This is a genomic window from Kitasatospora sp. NPDC057965, from assembly GCF_042887135.1.
GTDB lineage: Bacteria > Actinomycetota > Actinomycetes > Streptomycetales > Streptomycetaceae > Kitasatospora.
This window is the reverse complement of sequence record NZ_JBHVPZ010000016.1, coordinates 55963-73411: the sequence shown is the minus strand read 5'-3', so window position 1 is coordinate 73411 and position 17449 is coordinate 55963. Positions and strand designations below refer to the sequence as shown.

The following is a 17449-nucleotide window of genomic DNA, read 5'->3' as shown; positions in this document are numbered from 1 at the left end:
CCCGGGCCGGCCCGCCCCCAGGCCCCCCTCAGACCACACGAACGACTCTCGACTTACGAAAGAGGGCTTGACGACCAGTGCTTGACGTCAACTTCTTCGACGAGCTCCGCATCGGCCTGGCCACCGCCGACGACATCCGCCAGTGGTCCCACGGCGAGGTCAAGAAGCCGGAGACCATCAACTACCGCACCCTGAAGCCCGAAAAGGACGGCCTCTTCTGCGAGAAGATCTTCGGCCCCACCCGGGACTGGGAGTGCTACTGCGGTAAGTACAAGCGCGTCCGCTTCAAGGGCATCATCTGCGAGCGCTGCGGCGTCGAGGTGACCCGCGCCAAGGTGCGTCGTGAGCGGATGGGCCACATCGAGCTGGCCGCCCCGGTCACCCACATCTGGTACTTCAAGGGTGTGCCGTCCCGCCTCGGCTACCTGCTCGACCTGGCGCCGAAGGACCTCGAGAAGGTCATCTACTTCGCCGCCTACATGATCACCTGGGTCGACGACGAGCGCCGCCAGCGCGACCTGCCGTCCCTGGAGGCGCACGTCTCGGTCGAGCGCCAGCAGATCGAGAACCGCCGCGACTCCGACCTCGAGGCCCGTGCCAAGAAGGCCGAGACCGACCTGGCCGAGCTGGAGGCCGAGGGCGCCAAGGCCGACGTGCGCCGCAAGGTGCGCGAGGGTGCCGAGCGCGAGATGAAGCAGCTGCGCGACCGCGCGCAGCGCGAGCTCGACCGCCTCGACGAGGTGTGGGCCCGCTTCAAGAACCTCAAGGTCCAGGACCTCGAGGGCGACGAGCTGCTCTACCGCGAGCTGCGCGACCGCTTCGGCACCTACTTCTCCGGCTCGATGGGCGCGGCGGCCCTCAAGGACCGCCTGGAGACCTTCGACCTGGCGGAGGAGTCCGAGCGCCTGCGCGAGATCATCCGCACCGGCAAGGGCCAGAAGAAGACCCGTGCGCTGAAGCGCCTCAAGGTCGTCTCCGCGTTCCTGCAGACCACCAACAAGCCCAACGGCATGGTGCTGGACTGCGTCCCGGTCATCCCGCCGGACCTGCGTCCGATGGTGCAGCTGGACGGTGGCCGCTTCGCGACCTCCGACCTGAACGACCTGTACCGCCGTGTCATCAACCGCAACAACCGCCTGAAGCGGCTTCTCGACCTCGGCGCGCCCGAGATCATCGTGAACAACGAGAAGCGCATGCTCCAGGAGGCCGTCGACGCGCTGTTCGACAACGGCCGCCGCGGCCGTCCGGTCACCGGCCCGGGCAACCGCCCGCTGAAGTCCCTGAGCGACATGCTCAAGGGCAAGCAGGGTCGTTTCCGTCAGAACCTGCTCGGCAAGCGCGTCGACTACTCGGCCCGTTCGGTCATCGTCGTCGGCCCGCAGCTCAAGCTGCACCAGTGCGGTCTGCCCAAGGCCATGGCGCTGGAGCTCTTCAAGCCGTTCGTGATGAAGCGGCTGGTCGACCTGAACCACGCGCAGAACATCAAGTCGGCCAAGCGCATGGTCGAGCGCGCCCGTCCGGTCGTGTGGGACGTCCTCGAAGAGGTCATCGCCGAGCACCCGGTCCTGCTGAACCGTGCGCCCACCCTGCACCGCCTCGGCATCCAGGCCTTCGAGCCGCAGCTGGTCGAGGGCAAGGCCATCCAGATCCACCCGCTCGTCTGCACCGCGTTCAACGCGGACTTCGACGGTGACCAGATGGCCGTCCACCTGCCGCTCTCCGCGGAGGCGCAGGCCGAGGCCCGCATCCTGATGCTGTCCTCGAACAACATCCTGAAGCCGGCCGACGGTCGCCCCGTCACCATGCCGACCCAGGACATGGTGCTCGGTCTGTTCTTCCTGACCTCGGACCGCGAGAACGTGAAGGGCGCCGGCCGCACCTTCTCGTCGACCGCCGAGGCGATCATGGCCTTCGACGCCCGCGAGCTGGACGTCCAGGCCCCGATCGAGCTGCGCCTGCCCATCGGCACCGTCCCGCCCCGTGGCTGGACCCCGCCGCTGGACGAGGACGGCCAGTCGAACTGGTTCGAGGGCGAGTCCTTCCGCCTGCGGACCACCCTGGGCCGCGCGCTCTTCAACGAGCTGCTGCCCGAGGACTACCCGTTCGTCGACTACGAGGTGGGCAAGAAGCAGCTCTCCGCGATCGTCAACGACCTGGCCGAGCGCTACCCCAAGGTCACCGTCGCGGCGACCCTGGACAACCTGAAGGCGGCCGGCTTCCACTGGTCGACCCGTTCGGGTGTCACTGTCTCGATCTCGGACGTCATCGTCCCGCCGAGCAAGCCCCAGATCCTGGAGGGCTTCGAGGCGAAGGCGGAGAAGGTCCAGAAGCAGTACGAGCGCGGTCTGATCACCAACGACGAGCGCAAGCAGGAGCTCGTCGGCATCTGGACCCAGGCGACCAACGAGGTCGCGGACGCCATGTCCGCGAACTTCCCGAAGACCAACCCGATCTTCATGATGGTCGACTCGGGCGCCCGTGGAAACATGATGCAGATGCGCCAGATCGCCGGTATGCGTGGTCTGGTGTCCAACGCGAAGAACGAGACCATCCCGCGACCCATCAAGGCGTCGTTCCGTGAGGGTCTCTCCGTGCTGGAGTACTTCATCTCCACCCACGGTGCCCGTAAGGGTCTCGCGGACACCGCTCTGCGTACCGCCGACTCCGGTTACCTCACCCGTCGTCTGGTCGACGTCTCCCAGGACGTCATCATTCGCGAGGAGGACTGCGGCACCGAGCGCGGCCTGAAGCTGGCGATCGGCTCCGTGGGCGCCGACGGCGTGCTGCGCAAGGCCGACGACGTCGAGACCAGCGTCTACGCCCGCATGCTCGCCGAGGACATCACCGTCGACGGCAAGCTGCTGGCCACGGCCAACACCGACCTCGGTGACGTGCTGATCGACGAGCTGATCCGCCACGGCATCAGCGAGGTCAAGACCCGCTCGATCCTGACCTGTGAGTCGGCCGTCGGCACCTGTGCCTTCTGCTACGGCCGCTCGCTGGCCACCGGCAAGCTGGTCGACATCGGTGAGGCGGTCGGCATCATCGCCGCCCAGTCCATCGGTGAGCCCGGTACCCAGCTGACCATGCGTACCTTCCACACCGGTGGTGTGGCCGGTGACGACATCACCCAGGGTCTGCCCCGTGTCGTCGAGCTCTTCGAGGCCCGTACCCCCAAGGGTGTGGCCCCGATCTCGGAGGCCCAGGGCCGGGTCCGCATCGAGGACACCGAGAAGACCCGCAAGCTGGTCGTCACGCCGGACGACGGCACCGACGAGATCGCCTACCCGGTCTCCAAGCGTGTCAAGCTCCTGGTGAGCGAGGGCGAGGCGGTCGAGGTCGGCCAGAAGCTGACCATGGGTGCCACCAACCCGCACGACGTCCTGCGCATCATGGGCCAGCGCGCCGTCCAGATCCACCTGGTCGCCGAGGTCCAGAAGGTCTACAACTCGCAGGGTGTGTCGATCCACGACAAGCACATCGAGATCATCATCCGGCAGATGCTCCGCCGCGTGACGATCATCGAGTCGGGCGACGCCGAGCTGCTCCCGGGCGAGCTCGTCGAGCGCGGCCGCTTCGAGCAGGAAAACCGTCGCGTGGTCTCCGAGGGCGGCCACCCCGCCTCCGGCCGTCCGCAGCTGATGGGTATCACCAAGGCCTCGCTGGCCACCGAGTCCTGGCTGTCGGCCGCCTCCTTCCAGGAGACGACCCGGGTCCTCACCGACGCGGCGATCCACGCCAAGTCGGACCCGCTGCTGGGCCTCAAGGAGAACGTCATCCTCGGTAAGCTCATCCCGGCCGGTACGGGTCTGCCCCGCTACCGCAACATCCGGGTCGAGCCGACCGAGGAGGCCAAGGCCGCCATGTACTCGGCCGTCGGCTACGACGACTACGACCTGTCGCCCTTCGGCGCCGGCTCCGGCCAGGCGGTCCCGCTGGACGACTACGACTACGGCCCGTACACCGGCTGAGTCGAAGGTTGCTGATCGCTGGGCGGTCACCCCCGTGCGGGGTGGCCGCCCAGCGGCGTTCCCGGGGGCGGGCGGGAGGCGATTTGGGGTTCTGGGCCGAAGTCGCGTAGAGTCGTGTTCACCGACGCGGGGTGGAGCAGCTCGGTAGCTCGCTGGGCTCATAACCCAGAGGTCGCAGGTTCAAATCCTGTCCCCGCTACTGCATCGAAGGGCCCGGAGGCTTCAAGCCTCCGGGCCCTTCGGCGTTCCCGGGGTCCGTCGTGCGGGGGAGGGCGGGAAACCGCTCCGGCGGGGGAGGCCGGGGAGGGGGAGGGCGGGACAGGCTCGGGGCGTCGGATCGTGGCGCGGACGGGCGGAGGAACACGGGGATGGCTGTGCGACGGGTGCTGGGGGCGGTGGCGATCACCGCGGCGGTGGGGCTCGGTTCGGCGGGGTACCTGTGGGAGGCGGGGTACCTGGGGTCGGGTGGCGGGTCCGAGCGGCTGACGGTGTCCTACGGGGTGGCGGAGCCGGTGCGGGAGCTGGTGGTCGAGGGGCTGACCGGCGGCATCGAGGTCCGGGCCGGGGACGCGGTGCGGGTGGTGGAGCAGCAGTCCTTCCGCGGCGAGCCGCCGCGGACCCGGCACGAGGTGAGCGACGGCACGCTGCGGCTCACATACGACTGCTCGGACTGCGGGGTCGGCTACCGGGTGACCGTCCCGGCCGGGACGAAGGTCCGGCTGAGCAGCGGGACCGGCGGGATCCGGCTGGCCGGGCTGGCGGGGGAGGTGCGGGCGGAGGCCGGGGCCGGCGGGGTGACGGCGAGCGGGCTGACCTCGTCGGCGGTGCGGGTGAGCGTGGCGACCGGCGGCATCGACCTGGCCTTCGCGACGAGCCCGACCACCGTGGAGGCGCGGGCGGACGCCGGCGGGGTGCGGGTCGCGGTGCCCGGCGGCGAGGAGCCGTACGCGGTGGACGCCGAGTCGGGCGCCGGCGGCGTCGAGGTGACCGTGCCGCGGCGGGCCGGCGCGCCGCGCGGCATCACGGCGCGCACCGGGGCCGGCGCCGTGGCGGTCACGGGTGGCTGAGGCCGGCGCCGGCCGGGAGGTGCCCACCGTGCTGCCGGTCGGGCATGATCTTCTCCGCGGGGGCGGCTTCCCCGGGTACGGGGGAGGGGTCATGGCCGGACGGGCGGCGGCGCGGTGGCGGGCACGGGTGGCGGGGGTCGACCCGTACGTGCTGGACGGCCTGCTGGCGGCGGCCTCGGCGGCGGTCTCGCTCTGGTCGGTGTACCAGGACGTCACCGCCAGGCCCTGGTGGGTCTACCTGCTGGCGCTGGGGACGGCCCTGCCGCTGCCCTGGCGGCGGCGCGCGCCGGTCACCGTGATGGCGGTCAGCGGCGCGGTGTCGGCGGTGCTCTCGGTGGTCGCCCACTCGGCGATGCCGCAGCTGCCGCTGTTCGTGGTGGTCACCCTGTACACGGTGGCCGAACGGGCCCGGGACTGGCAGCGCTGGGGCGTGCTGGCGGTGACCGTGACCGCCAACGTGGTGGGCACCCACTCGCCGAACGGCGCGCTGTTCTCGCTGCTCACCACGGTGGGCGCGTTCGTCTTCGGCTGCCTGGTGCGGGAGCTGCGCCGGCTGGCGGCGGTGGAGGCGGAGCGGGCCCGGGAGGCCGGCCGTCGGGCGGCCAGCGACGCGGCCCGGGCGGTCGCCGAGGAACGGGCCCGGATCGCCCGGGAGATGCACGACATCCTGGCGCACGCCGTCGCGCTGATGGTGATCCAGGCGGAGGCGGGGCCGCTGGTGGTGCGCGGCGACCCGGACCGGGCGGTCAAGGCGTTCGACACCATCGCCGACTCCGGACGGGACGCGATGGCCCAGCTGCGGCGCCTGCTGGGGGTGCTCAAGGAGGAGGGCAGCGGGCCGGAGCTGGCGCCGCAGCCCCGGCTGGCCGAGCTGCCGGCGCTGGCCGAGCGGGTGCGTCGGACCGGGCTGCGGGTCGAGCTGGAGGTGGACGAGCGGGCCGGGCCGCTGCCCGCCGACGTCGAGGCGGCCGGCTACCGGATCGTGCAGGAGGCGCTGACCAACACGGTCAAGCACGCGGAGGCGAGCCGGATCTCGGTCCGGGTGGTCCGCGAGGGGGCGGAGCTGGCGGTGTTGGTGTCCGACGACGGCCGCGGGGTGCGGCGGCGGCAGGGCGGGGCGGCCTCCGCGGAGAGCGGCCTCTCCGGCGGCCGCGGGCTGGTCGGCATCCGGGAGCGCGCGGCGGCCTGCGGCGGCCGGGCCGAGGCCGGTCCCGGGCCGCGGGGGCGGGGATTCCTGGTGAGCGCCCGGCTGCCGCTGGGCACGGAACGGAGGGTGGCGTCATGACGCCGATCCGGGTGGTCGTCGCGGACGACCAGGAGCTGGTGCGCGTCGGGTTCGGGATGATCCTGGACGCGCAGCCGGACATCGAGGTGGTCGCCGAGGCGGCGAACGGCGCGGAGGCGGTCGAGGCGGTCCGGGTGCACGGGCCGGACGTGCTGCTGCTGGACGTCCGGATGCCGGTGATGGACGGCCTGGAGGCGGCCCGCCGGGTCTGCGCCGAGTACCCCGGCACCAGGGTGATCATGCTGACCACCTTCGACGCCGACGACTACGTGTTCGACGCGCTGTACGCGGGGGCCAGCGGCTTCCTGCTCAAGGACGTCCGCCGCGACGACCTGGCGCACGGGGTGCGGATGGTGGCCTCCGGGGAGGCGCTGCTGGCGCCCTCGGTGACCCGCCGGCTGATCGGTGAGTTCGCCGCCCGCCGGCCGGGCTCCGCCGAGCGGGCGGTGCGGGCGCCGTCGCGGCTGCTGGAGCAGCTGTCCCCGCGCGAGCGGGAGACCCTGGTGCTGCTGGCCCGTGGGTTGTCCAACGCGGAGATCGCCGCCGCGCTGGTGGTCAGCGAGCACACCGTGAAGACCCATGTCAGCAATGTGCTCGCCAAGCTGGGGCTGCGCGACCGGGTGCACGCGGTGGTCTTCGCGTACGAGGCGGGCGCGGTGGTGGCGGGGGAGGGCTGACGCTCTCCCCCGCGCGGGGGAGCGGCCGGGTTCGCCGGTACGGGTGATCCCCGACGAGGGGCACGGCGGACAGGATCCAGGGTGTCGGAACAGCGGACCCTTCGTCAGGAGCGCACCCATGGACACCTCTCGGCGCAGCAGCGTCACCTCGTTCGCCGTCGTCGCGGCCCCCGTGCTGATGGCGCTGTACGGCGGCATCCGGCTGCTGGAGGGCTCGCGCGAGCCGGGCCCGGGCTGGCTGGTCGGGCACGCTCTGATGCTGCTGGGGCTGCTGCTGTTCGGCCCCGTGCTGGCCGCGCTGGGGCGCGGGCGCGGGGGGCTGGGCCGGGCGGCGGCGGGGGTGGCGTTCACCGGGCTGGCCGCCTCGCTGGGGCAGATCGGGATCGACCTGTACGTCGGGGCGGTGGCGGTGGACAAGGCCGACCAGCACCGGCTGTTCGACGTGGTCCAGAGCCGGCCGGGCGTGCTGCCGGCCTTCTACTCGGTGGGCCCGATGCTGTTCTACGTCGGTCTGCTGGCGCTGCTGGTGATCGCCGCGACCGGTGCCGGTCGGGTGCTGCGCTGGTGGAGCCCGGTGCTGATGCTGGCCGGGACCGTGCTGACGGCGGCCGACCTGGCGTTCATCCCGGTCGCCGCGGGCTGCTACCTGGTGGCGCTGGCCCCGCTGGGCGGCTTCGGCGCCGCCCGCCCCGCCACCGTCTGACCGGTGCTCCCGGGCGTGGCGATCGGGGCTCACGGGGCTCATGGGGCGATCGCGGCGGGGCGATCGCGGCCGGTCGAATTATCGGTGGCGGGCGGCCCGTGCGGGCCGTACCGTCCGGGGCATGAACGCGAAGCGCCCGCTGATCGCCGTACTCACCGGCGCCGGGATCTCCACGGACTCCGGCATCCCCGACTACCGCGGTCCGAACGGACTCTGGCAGCGCGACCCGCAAGCACAGCGACTGGTCACCATCGGCCCGTACCTGGAGGACCCGGAGGTCCGCCGCAAGGCCTGGCGGATGCGCGCCGAGGCGGGTGCGCTCGCCGCCGAGCCGAACGCCGGGCACCGGGCACTGGTCGGGCTGGAGCGCTCCGGGCTGCCGGTGCGGGTGCTCACCCAGAACGTCGACGGGCTGCACCAGCGGGCCGGGCAGACACCCCGCAAGGTGCTCGAACTCCACGGCACCGCACGGGAGGTGCAGTGCGTGGACTGCCGGGCGGTGGGCCCGATGGAGCAGGCCCTGGAGCGGGTCGCCGCGGGTGAGCCGGATCCGCGGTGCCGGGACTGCGGGGGGATCCTGCGCCCGCGCACCGTGATGTTCGGCGAGCAGCTGGACCCGGAGGTGCTGCGGCAGGCGGACGCGATCAGCAAGGCCTGCGAGCTGTTCATCGCCGTCGGCACCAGCCTGCAGGTATTCCCGGTGGCCGCGCTGCCGTACAACGCGGTGAAGACCGGCTCCCGGCTGGTCATCGTCAACGCCGAGCCGACGCCGTTCGACGAGGCCGCCGAGGAGGTCGTCCGCGAGCCGATCTCCACCGCCCTGCCGGCCCTGGTCCGCCGGCTGGTCGCCCAGTACGTCTGACGGCGCCCCGCGGGGGCGGCGGGTTCGGTGACGAATCGGTTGCCGCGTTCCGAACTGGCCGCTCCCGGCCGCTCGTTCTGCGCTACGCTGCCGCGCGGAGCGGTGTGGTCGGTTTCCGGCCACCGGGGGAGGCCGCACGGGCGCCCGCGCCTGCGTGCCGCACCGGCCGGAGGCGTCCCCCGCTCCGCGGCGGCGCGTACGAAGGAGCCCTCATGACCTCAGGCCCACTGCTGGACCGCCACGCGATCGGGGGCGAGCTGCGGACCCTGGCGGACCGGCCCGGCCTGGCGCACCGTCAGGAGGAGCTCAGGGAGCTGGGCTTGGCGCTCTCTGGCGCCGGCGACCTGGACCGGTGGGCCGAACTCGACCTGGTGCACAGCTTCGTCCGGCCGGAGAGTGTGCGCTCCGCGGTGCGGCCGCGCCCCGAACCGAGGTTCTGGGCCTGGGCCGAAGTCGCCCTGGGGGCCCTGGTGTTCGTCCCGCTGCTGGTCACCTGGGCCGGGCTGATGCAGGCCACCAGCGCCTACCGGGCGCTGATCGGCGCCGACGCCGGGCAGGCCGCGCGCCCGTTCCTCCAGCTCTGGCAGACCGGCTTCGAGGGCCGGCTGCCCGGCTGGGCCACCTTCGGCGACGTCGCCCTGTCCGCCACCCTGTTCATCGCGCTGCTGCTGGCGCTCTCCGTCGCGCACGGTGTGCGCCGGGCCGGCACCGAGCGCCGTGAGGCGGCGGCCGAGGGCGAGGCGGAGGACCTGCTGGCGGAGCTGGCGCCGGTGCTCACCCGCGCCCAGCTGGTGCTGAACGAGCGCCGCCGTTCCACGCCGCAGCGCTTCGCGGCCGAGCTGACCGGCGCGGCGGAGACCCTGGAGCGGCTCGGCCGGCAGGCCGCCGACACCCAGCGCGAGTTGAGCGAGGCGGCGCTGGCCGTCGAGCGCTCGGTCGCCGGGGCCGAACAGCGCCTCGCCGACGCGGGAGAGGCGGTCGAGCCGCTGCGCCGGGCCGTCGACGGCGTCGAGAAGGCGGTCGGCGGGATCGGCAGGTCCGTCGACGGGGTCGGCCTGGCGGTGCGGGACAGCGGGGACCGGCTGGCCGAGTCGGTCCGGGACGGCGCGGCGGCCACCGACGAGCTCGTCCAGCGGGGCGGGCGGCAGCTCGCCGACGCGGCCGAGCTGGTCCGGCGGGCCACCGACCGGGTGGGCACCGAACTCGCCGACGCCGGTGAGCGGGTGGAGGAGGCGGTGCGCGACCTCGCGGTCGCCCAGCGCGGTTTCACCACCGGCGCGGAGACCGTGGCGGACGTCAACGGGCAGGTGCTGGAGCGGCTCGACGGGCTGGCCCGGGAGGTCGCGATGCTGGCCGACCGGGTCGCGGCGGCGGCCTCGGCGGCCACTGCGGCGGCGGCGCGGCTGGACGCCTCCGGGCCGGAGGGGCCGCGCGGCGAGGCGGGCATCGTCATGGTGAAGACGGTGTCCGGACCCGGGCCCGACACGGGCGCCGCCCGGTCCCGGGGCACCGGTACGGCCGCCTCCGCCGGGGCCGCCGAGGTGGACGACCGGACGCTGCTGGAGCTGGACGAGGTGCCGGTGCACGGGCAGGGCCGATGAGGGGCCGGTTCCGGCCGGCCCGGCCGCGGGCCCGGGGCGTGCACCTGGCCGGCTGGCTGTTCGCCGACATGCTGCTCGTGCTCGCCCTGGTGGCGATGGGCGACCAGGGCGATCCGGTGGCCGCCGAGCGGGCCGCCGCCGGGCCCTCCGCCAGCCCGAGCGCGAGCGCCACCGCCGACGCCACGCCCAGTGCCGCGCCCACCCCGACCGGGCCGCGCGGCGTCGAGCACGACCCGGTCACCGTCGACGTCAGCGGCGACGCCTCGGACGCGGCCGGCCTGGCCGCGCAGGTCCGCGCGGCCACCGAGCGCTACGCCGGACGGCAGGCGGCCGTGGTCCTCACGTTCGGCAGCAACCGCGATCCCGGCGTCGGCCAGGCCTACGCCCACACCGTCAACGGCCTGCTCGCCCAGGCCCGTCCGGAGATGTTCCGGGGCACCACCACCCGGGACTTCATCTCGCTCGCGGACAACCCCCGGCACGCCTCGCTGGAGATCTACTTCTACACCGGCTGACGTCCACCGACCTGCCAATCGAAGGAGAAGTGCAGTGCAGATCCTCCCGTTCTACGCCGTGTGCGACGAGTCGGGGTCGATGAGCGCCGACATCGACACCCTCAACAAGGCCCTGTTCGACCTCCACCAGGAGATCAGCACCAACCCGACCATCGCCGACAAGACCCGGTTCGGGCTGATCGGCTTCTCCACCGACGCCCACGAGCTGCAGCCGCTGGTCGACCTGAGCGACCTCGACGAGCTGCCCGCCCTGGAGGCCTCCGGCCTCACCTCCTTCGGCAACGCCTTCGGCCTGCTCCGCCAGGCGATCGAACGGGACGTGCAGGCGCTGAAGGCGGACGGCCACGACGTCTACCGCCCGGTGGTCTTCTTCCTCTCCGACGGCGTGCCGACCGACTCCGACTGGGACCAGCCCTACCAGGACCTGCTGGCCGCCGCGTTCCGGCCGCACATCATCGCCTTCGGCATCGGCCAGGCCGACCGGAGCGTGATCGCGCGGGTCGCGACCTTCAAGGCGTTCATGCAGGAGGACGGGAAGGCCGACGTGGCGCCCGCGCTGCGGGAGTTCGCCGGCAGCCTGACCCGCTCGATCGTCCGCTCGGTGAGCGGGGCGACCGAGGCCGGCCAGGGCATGAGCCTGCAGGTCGACGACAACGTGCCCGGGTTCACCTCCGTCTCGCTCGACAAGCTCTGAGGCCGGGCCGCCGGATGAACGCGTACGACAACCAGCTGCCGGCCGGGCGCGTGCCGGAGCCGGGGCCGGAGCACGCGCCGAGCCGCAAGGAAGACCCGATCGACCTCGCCGCCTCGGTGTACGAGTACGGCTGGGAGGGGCCGGCGGCCCCGGCGGCGCCGTCCGTCGTCTCCGGGCCGGTGGTCCCGGACGGGTTCCTGCCGCGTCCGATCGGGCCGGGGCCGTCGGCGGTCCGCGGGCCGTCGAGCACCGACGGCCCGGGCGCCGTCGGGCCCGCCGCCCCCGTCATCGCCTACGCCTCCGCCGTCGCTTCCGCCACCTCCGCCTCCGTCGGGCCCGGGCCCGAGTCCGGGCCCGTCGTCCGGCCGGCCTCGTTCCGGGAGCCCGGCCCGCTGCACCACGTCGGCCGCAAGGCTCCCGCGTACCCCGCCGAGCCGACCGACATCCCCGCCCTCTCGGCCGGTGACCTCTTCGGCGCCCTGCTGCCCGACACCGTGGTGGACGGCGGACGGTTCGGCCCGGTCACCGTCCGCGCCGCCTCCGTCCGCGGCGACGGGCACCGCTACGCGGCCGAGTGCCGCCAGGACGCCGTCCTGGTCGTACGGACCGGTGAGCTGCTGCTGGTCGCGGTGGCCGACGGCGTCGGCTCCCAGTCGCACTCCCACCACGGCTCCCACGGGATCCTCCGGAAGCTGACCGGCCAGGTCGCCCGGAAGGAGGAGACCCTGCTGGCCTTCCTGCGCACCGGCGCCGAACCCGACTTCGCCAGCATGATGAGCCGGCTCATCGGGGCGGCGGCCGACGAACTCGCCGAGGAGGCCAGGAAGGAGGGCCGCCCGCCGAAGGCCTACTCGACGACCCTGCGGGCGCTGCTGGTGCCGGCCGACCCGACGGTCCCGTTCCGCGGCTTCGTCTCGGTCGGCGACGGCGGCCTGCTGCGGCTGCGCGAGGGCGGCTGGCAGGACCTCGAAGCGGCCGAGGCCGACCGGGGCGGCGGGCCGATCAGCACCCGGACCGACTGCCTGCCCGAGGCGTACGAGCACGCCCGGGCCCGGCTGATCACCGACTCCCGCCCCGGCGACGTGCTGGTGCTCTGCACCGACGGGCTCGCGCTCCCGCTGCTCAAGGAGCCCGAACTGCAGGGGTTCCTCGGCGAGCGCTGGGGCAGCGAGGTGCCCGGCCTTGCCGAGTTCCTCTGGCAGACCCAGGTCCGGGTGCGCAGCTACGACGACGACCGCTCGGTCGTCTGCCTCTGGGAGGCCACGCCGTGAGCGCCTCCGACATCGCCACCGCGCTGGCCGGCGGCGGGGACGCCGTCCTGGCACTGCTGCCGGTCGGCGCCGAGGCCGGCCGGGGCGGGCAGGGCAAGGTGCAGCGCCTCGACGGTTACCCCGGCCTGCTGTTCAAGCGCTATCTGGAGGCCGGGCGGGTCAACGGCGCGGCGCTGGCCGAGCTGGTCGCGCTGCGGCTCGCGCTGCCGCAGGCCGACCGGGAGCGGCTGGACGCCCAGGCCGCCTGGCCGCTCTGCCGGGTGGTGGACGGCCCGCGCTGCGTCGGCTTCCTGATGCGGGAGGCCCCGTCGGCGATGACCTGGCAGACGGCCACCGGAGCCCGCAAGCTCACCGAGGCGCAGTACCTGCTGTACCCGGAGAAGCCCGCCACCCAGGGCATCGTCCGCCCCGACCCGGAGCAGCGGCTGGCGCTGCTGCTGGAGCTGGTCGGGCTGATCGACCGGCTGCACCGCTGGGGGCTGGTGATCGGGGACCTCTCGCACGCCAACGTGCTCTGGACGGTGCTGCCCGAGCCGGCGGTGCACCTGCTGGACTGCGACGGCATCCGCCGGGTCGGGGCCTCCCCGGTGCTGGAGCAGGCCGACACGCCCAACTGGGCGGACCCGCACTCCCCGCACGGCAGCGGCGCCTCCGTGGACAGCGACCGCTACAAGGCGGCGCTGCTGATCGGCCGGACGCTGGCGCAGGACCCGTACGTGGCGCCCGGCGCGCCGCTGGACCCGCTGCCACAGGTGCTGACGGACCGGCAGCTGGCGATGGTGCGGCGGGTCTGGGAACAGGCCGCCGGCCCGTACGGGAGCCGGCCGGACCTGACCGCCTGGCTGCTGGCGCTGGGCGGCCGGGGCAGCATCCCGCTCGCGCCGGGCTTCACCCCGCCGCCGCGCCAGGCCCGGCCGGCGGACGAGCGGCTGTTCGACGGCCGGGCGGCCCGGGGGAGCATCCGGTTGCAGCGGCCCGGCTGACGGGGGCGGGCCGACGGGGCCGGACCGACGGGGTCGCGGGCCGGGCCGGGCCGACGGGGCCGGGGGGCCGGACGGAGCGCATGCGTACGATGATCCTTCCGGCTCCCCCCTCATGGCCTGGAGTGATCGACCGATGACGACGACGGCGAAGTTCGACCCCTGGTCGGCGGCGTTCGTGGCCCACCCCTACGACGCCTACGCCACCCTGCGCGAGCAGGCCCCCGTGACGTACTTCGAACCCACCGACCAGTGGCTGGTCTCGCGCTTCGAGGACGTCAGCGCGCTGCTCCGCGACCGCCGGCTCGGCCGCACCTACACCCACCGGTTCAGCCACCAGGAGTTCGGCCGCCCCGAGCCCGACCCGGCGCACGAGCCGTTCCACACCCTCAACGACAACGGCCTGCTCGACCTGGAGGCCCCGGACCACACCCGGATCCGCCGGCTGGTCTCCAAGGCCTTCACCCCGCGCATGGTCGAGGGCCTGCGCCCCACCGTCCAGCGGCTGGCCGGCGAACTCGTCGACGGACTGCTCGCGGACGGCGGCGGCGACCTGATCGCCGCCGTCGCCGAGCCGCTGCCGGTCGCGGTGATCGCCGAGATGCTCGGCGTCCCGGAGCCCGACCGGCACCTGCTGCGCCCGTGGTCGGCCGACATCACCGGGATGTTCGAACTCAACCCGTCCGAGGAGGTCGCCCGCCGGGCCGTCACCGCGAGCACCGAGTTCTCCGACTACCTGCGCGCCCTGATCCGCGAGCGCCGGTCCGCCCCCGGCGGGGACCTGATCAGTGCGCTCATCCAGGCCCAGGAGGGCTCGGACGCGCTCAGCGAGCAGGAGATGATCTCCACCTGCGTGCTGCTGCTGAACGCCGGCCACGAGGCGACCGTCAACACCACCGGCAACGGCTGGTGGGCGCTGTTCCGCCACCCCGAGGAGCTGGCCCGGCTGCGCGCCGACGTCGACGGGCTGCTGCCCACCGCCGTCGAGGAGCTGATGCGCTGGGACACCCCGCTGCAGATGTTCGAGCGCTGGGTGCTGGAGGACATCGAGGTCCGCGGGGTCACCATCCCGCGCGGCTCCGAGGTCGCCCTGCTCTTCGGCTCCGCCAACCGCGACCCGGAGCGCTTCACCGACCCCGACCGCCTGGACCTCGGCCGCACCGACAACCCGCACATCACCTTCGGCGCCGGAATCCACTTCTGTCTCGGCGCTCCGCTCGCCAGACTGGAGCTCACCGAGTCCTACGGCACCCTGCTCCGCCGGGCCCCGGGCCTGCGGCTGGTCCGCGAGCCCGAGTGGCAGCCGGGCTACGTGATCCGGGGGCTGAAGGAACTGCTGGTCGAGATGTAGCGGAAGAGGGGGAGCGGCAGTGGGCGGCAAGGCGACAGGGGCGATGCTGGGGCTGGCGATCGGCGACGCGCTCGGCAAGCACACCGAGTTCGACGACGTGGAGACGATCGCCCGGCAGTGGCCGGACTGGCGGCAACTGCCGCTGCCGAAGCGGGCACTGGTCACCGACGACACCCAGATGACGCTCGCCCTCGCCCGCGGTCTGCGCACCGCGCTGGCCCGCGGGCCGCTCACCCCGCTGCGCCTGGAGCGGCCGCTGCGCGAGGAGTTCGTCGACTGGTGGCGCTCCCCGCAGAACACCCGCGCCCCCGGGATGACCTGCCTGCGCTCCTGCCAACGGCTCAGCATGCCCGAGCGCCGCTGGCAGACGGCGAGCGACGTCGGCTCCAAGGGCTGCGGCGCCAATATGCGGGTCGCCCCGATCGGCCTGGTGCGGGAACTGACCCCGGCCCAGGCCGCCGGCGCCGCCCAGCTCCAGTCCGGGCTCACCCACGGCCACCCGACCGCGCTCGCCGCCTCCGACCTCACCGCCCACGCCGTCCGCAGGCTCGCCGAGGGCCTGCCGCCGGCCGGTCTGACCGCCGCGCTGCGGGCCCACGCGCTCGAAAGCCGCGGCCGCTACGACGCGTTCTGGCTCGGGGACCTCGCCGACCACGCCCAGGACCGTACGGCCGAGGCGTTCATCACCCGGGGCTGGGACGAGTGCCTGGCGGTGCTCGACCGGCTGGACGCCGCGCTCGCGGCGCCGGACGTCGAGGCCGACCCCTGCCTGGCCACCGGCGAGGGCTGGATCGCCGAGGAGGCGCTCACCACCGGGCTGCTCTGCTTCCTGCTGCTGCCGGACGACCCGGTGGCCGCCGTCCGCCGGGCCGCGTACTCCTCCGGGGACTCCGACTCGATCGCCTGCCTGACCGGCGCCTTCGCCGGTGCCCATCTGGGCGCCGGCGCCTGGCCGGCCGAGTGGGTGGAGCGGATCGAGCACCGGGACGAACTGCTGGAGTTCGGCGCGCTCTGGGACTGACCGGTCCGCCCGGGCATCGGCTCGGCGGACCGGGGAACCGGGTGCGGGCCGGTCGCGTCCAACCGGCACCCAGGCGCGGGCACCGGCCCGCACCGTGACCCGGGAGGCGAGGCCGGCCATGCCCGCGACGTCCGCCCGCACCCGCCGTCCGGCGGTGCTCCTGCTCTGCTGCGCGGCCCTGCTCACCGCCTGCGGCTCCTCCGGCGGCGGCACGGCCGTGGTCCGGGTCGAGCCCGTGACGCTGCCGCCCGCCGACCCCGGGCAGGTCGCCGCCACCGCCGCGGCCACCGGCGCCTTCGGCCTCGACCTGCTGCACACCCTCACCGCCGACCCCGCCGCGGGCGGCGGCAACCTGGTGCTCTCGCCGTCCGGCCTGGCCACCGCCCTCGCCATGGTGCTGCCCGGCGCCCGCGGCGCCACCGCCGACGAACTCGCCGCGGCGCTGCACACCGGGCTCACCTCCGAGCAGTACGCGCTCGCCGTCGGCGCCCTGAACCGCCCCGCGACGCCGTCCGGCAAGGGCGGGACCGTCCTGCGGGAGTCGGACGACCTCTGGTCCCAGCGCGACGAGCCGCTCGACCGGCACTACCTCGGCGTGCTGGCCGCCGCCTTCGGCACCGGCGTGCACACCGCCGACTTCCGCAAGGACCCGGAGGGCGCGCGCAAGGCCGTCAACGGCGTCGTCGAGAAGGCCACCGAGGGCCGGATCAAGAACCTCTTCGCCCAGGGGCAGATCAACCCGGACACCCGGCTCGCCCTCACCGACGCGCTCTACCTCAAGGCCGACTGGGCCGAGCCCTTCAAGGCCGGGAGGACCACCGACCGGCCGTTCCACCGCCTCGACGGCACCGAGGCGGCCGTCCGCACCATGGCCCGGACCGCCGGCCTGCGCTACGCCGAGGGCTCCGGCGGCATCCTCGGCGAACCCTGGCAGGCCGTCGAACTCCCCTATGCGGGAAGCACCTTGGCGATGGACCTGGTGGTGCCCGGGCAGGGCGGCTTCGCGGCCTTCCGCAAGGGCCTGGACCAGCCGGAGCTGGACCGGATCCTCGGTGCGCTCGCCCCGCGGACCGTCGACCTCACCCTGCCGAAGTTCCACTTCGACACCGCGAACGAGCTCACGCCCACCCTGCGGGCCCTCAGTGTCCGGGCCGCCTTCGGGCCGGACGCCGACCTCTCCGGCATCCGGGGGCCGGGCGGCGACGGGCGGCTCGCGATCGGCACCGTCGTCCAGAAGGCCACCGTGCAGGTCGACGAGCAGGGCACGGTCGCGGCGGCCGGCAGCGGCGTCGGGGTGGACGTGATGGCCGCGCCCGTGCCGACCGGCCCCGTCGAGCTGCACATCGACCGGCCGTTCCTCTTCCTGGTCCGGGACACCGCCAACGGGCGGCCGCTCTTCCTCGGACAGGTCACCGACCCGTCCGCCGCCGTGAAGTGAGGCCGCCGGAGCC

14 protein-coding genes and 1 tRNA gene are annotated in these 17449 nt (G+C 74.0%); all 15 read left to right on the top strand.

The window, feature by feature from the left end:
- Positions 1-77: 77 nt before the first annotated feature.
- The 15 genes from ACFVVU_RS21595 to ACFVVU_RS21525 all read left to right on the top strand — a co-directional run bounded on the left by ACFVVU_RS21595 (position 78) and on the right by ACFVVU_RS21525 (position 17436).
- Positions 78-3971: a DNA-directed RNA polymerase subunit beta' gene (locus ACFVVU_RS21595; RefSeq protein WP_380686467.1), complete on the top strand. Its 3894-nt coding sequence runs from the start codon at positions 78-80 to the stop codon at positions 3969-3971.
- 125 nt (positions 3972-4096) lie between these two features.
- A tRNA-Met gene (locus ACFVVU_RS21590) sits at positions 4097-4170 on the top strand.
- A gap of 169 nt (positions 4171-4339) precedes the next feature.
- Positions 4340-5038 carry a hypothetical protein gene (locus ACFVVU_RS21585; RefSeq protein WP_380690356.1) on the top strand — a complete coding sequence of 233 codons (699 nt, stop codon included), beginning with the start codon at positions 4340-4342 and terminating at the stop codon, positions 5036-5038.
- Positions 5039-5129: 91 nt separating this feature from the next.
- Complete coding sequence (locus ACFVVU_RS21580) at positions 5130-6323, top strand: sensor histidine kinase (protein WP_387791572.1); 1194 nt, start codon at positions 5130-5132, stop codon at positions 6321-6323.
- Positions 6320-7000 carry a response regulator transcription factor gene (locus ACFVVU_RS21575; RefSeq protein WP_355358277.1) on the top strand — a complete coding sequence of 227 codons (681 nt, stop codon included), beginning with the start codon at positions 6320-6322 and terminating at the stop codon, positions 6998-7000. Before ACFVVU_RS21580 ends, ACFVVU_RS21575 begins: the two co-directional genes overlap by 4 nt.
- A gap of 118 nt (positions 7001-7118) precedes the next feature.
- Complete coding sequence (locus ACFVVU_RS21570) at positions 7119-7703, top strand: hypothetical protein (RefSeq protein WP_387791571.1); 585 nt, start codon at positions 7119-7121, stop codon at positions 7701-7703.
- 121 nt (positions 7704-7824) lie between these two features.
- Entirely contained in the window at positions 7825-8565 is a 741-nt protein-coding gene (locus ACFVVU_RS21565) for an NAD-dependent deacetylase (RefSeq protein WP_380687836.1), read from the top strand.
- A 212-nt stretch (positions 8566-8777) separates the two neighbouring features.
- On the top strand, positions 8778-10166 hold the full coding sequence (locus ACFVVU_RS21560) for a methyl-accepting chemotaxis protein (protein WP_387791569.1): 1389 nt from the start codon (positions 8778-8780) through the stop codon (positions 10164-10166).
- Entirely contained in the window at positions 10163-10681 is a 519-nt protein-coding gene (locus tag ACFVVU_RS21555) for a hypothetical protein (RefSeq protein WP_380687832.1), read from the top strand. Before ACFVVU_RS21560 ends, ACFVVU_RS21555 begins: the two co-directional genes overlap by 4 nt.
- 34 nt (positions 10682-10715) lie before the next feature.
- Positions 10716-11375, top strand: coding sequence for a VWA domain-containing protein (locus tag ACFVVU_RS21550; RefSeq protein ID WP_355358291.1), 660 nt, complete (start codon positions 10716-10718; stop codon positions 11373-11375).
- A gap of 14 nt (positions 11376-11389) precedes the next feature.
- Positions 11390-12646: a protein phosphatase 2C domain-containing protein gene (locus tag ACFVVU_RS21545; protein ID WP_387791567.1), complete on the top strand. Its 1257-nt coding sequence runs from the start codon at positions 11390-11392 to the stop codon at positions 12644-12646.
- The gene (locus ACFVVU_RS21540; RefSeq protein WP_380686251.1) at positions 12643-13629 is read left to right on the top strand and encodes a hypothetical protein; all 987 of its coding nucleotides are present in this window, start codon (positions 12643-12645) and stop codon (positions 13627-13629) included. Before ACFVVU_RS21545 ends, ACFVVU_RS21540 begins: the two co-directional genes overlap by 4 nt.
- A gap of 133 nt (positions 13630-13762) precedes the next feature.
- On the top strand, positions 13763-14977 hold the full coding sequence (locus ACFVVU_RS21535) for a cytochrome P450 (RefSeq protein ID WP_380686249.1): 1215 nt from the start codon (positions 13763-13765) through the stop codon (positions 14975-14977).
- A gap of 43 nt (positions 14978-15020) precedes the next feature.
- Entirely contained in the window at positions 15021-15998 is a 978-nt protein-coding gene (locus ACFVVU_RS21530; RefSeq protein WP_387791695.1) for an ADP-ribosylglycohydrolase family protein, read from the top strand.
- Between the two features lie 118 nt (positions 15999-16116).
- Complete coding sequence (locus ACFVVU_RS21525; RefSeq protein ID WP_387791566.1) at positions 16117-17436, top strand: serpin family protein; 1320 nt, start codon at positions 16117-16119, stop codon at positions 17434-17436.
- The last annotated feature ends 13 nt before the right edge of the window (positions 17437-17449 follow it).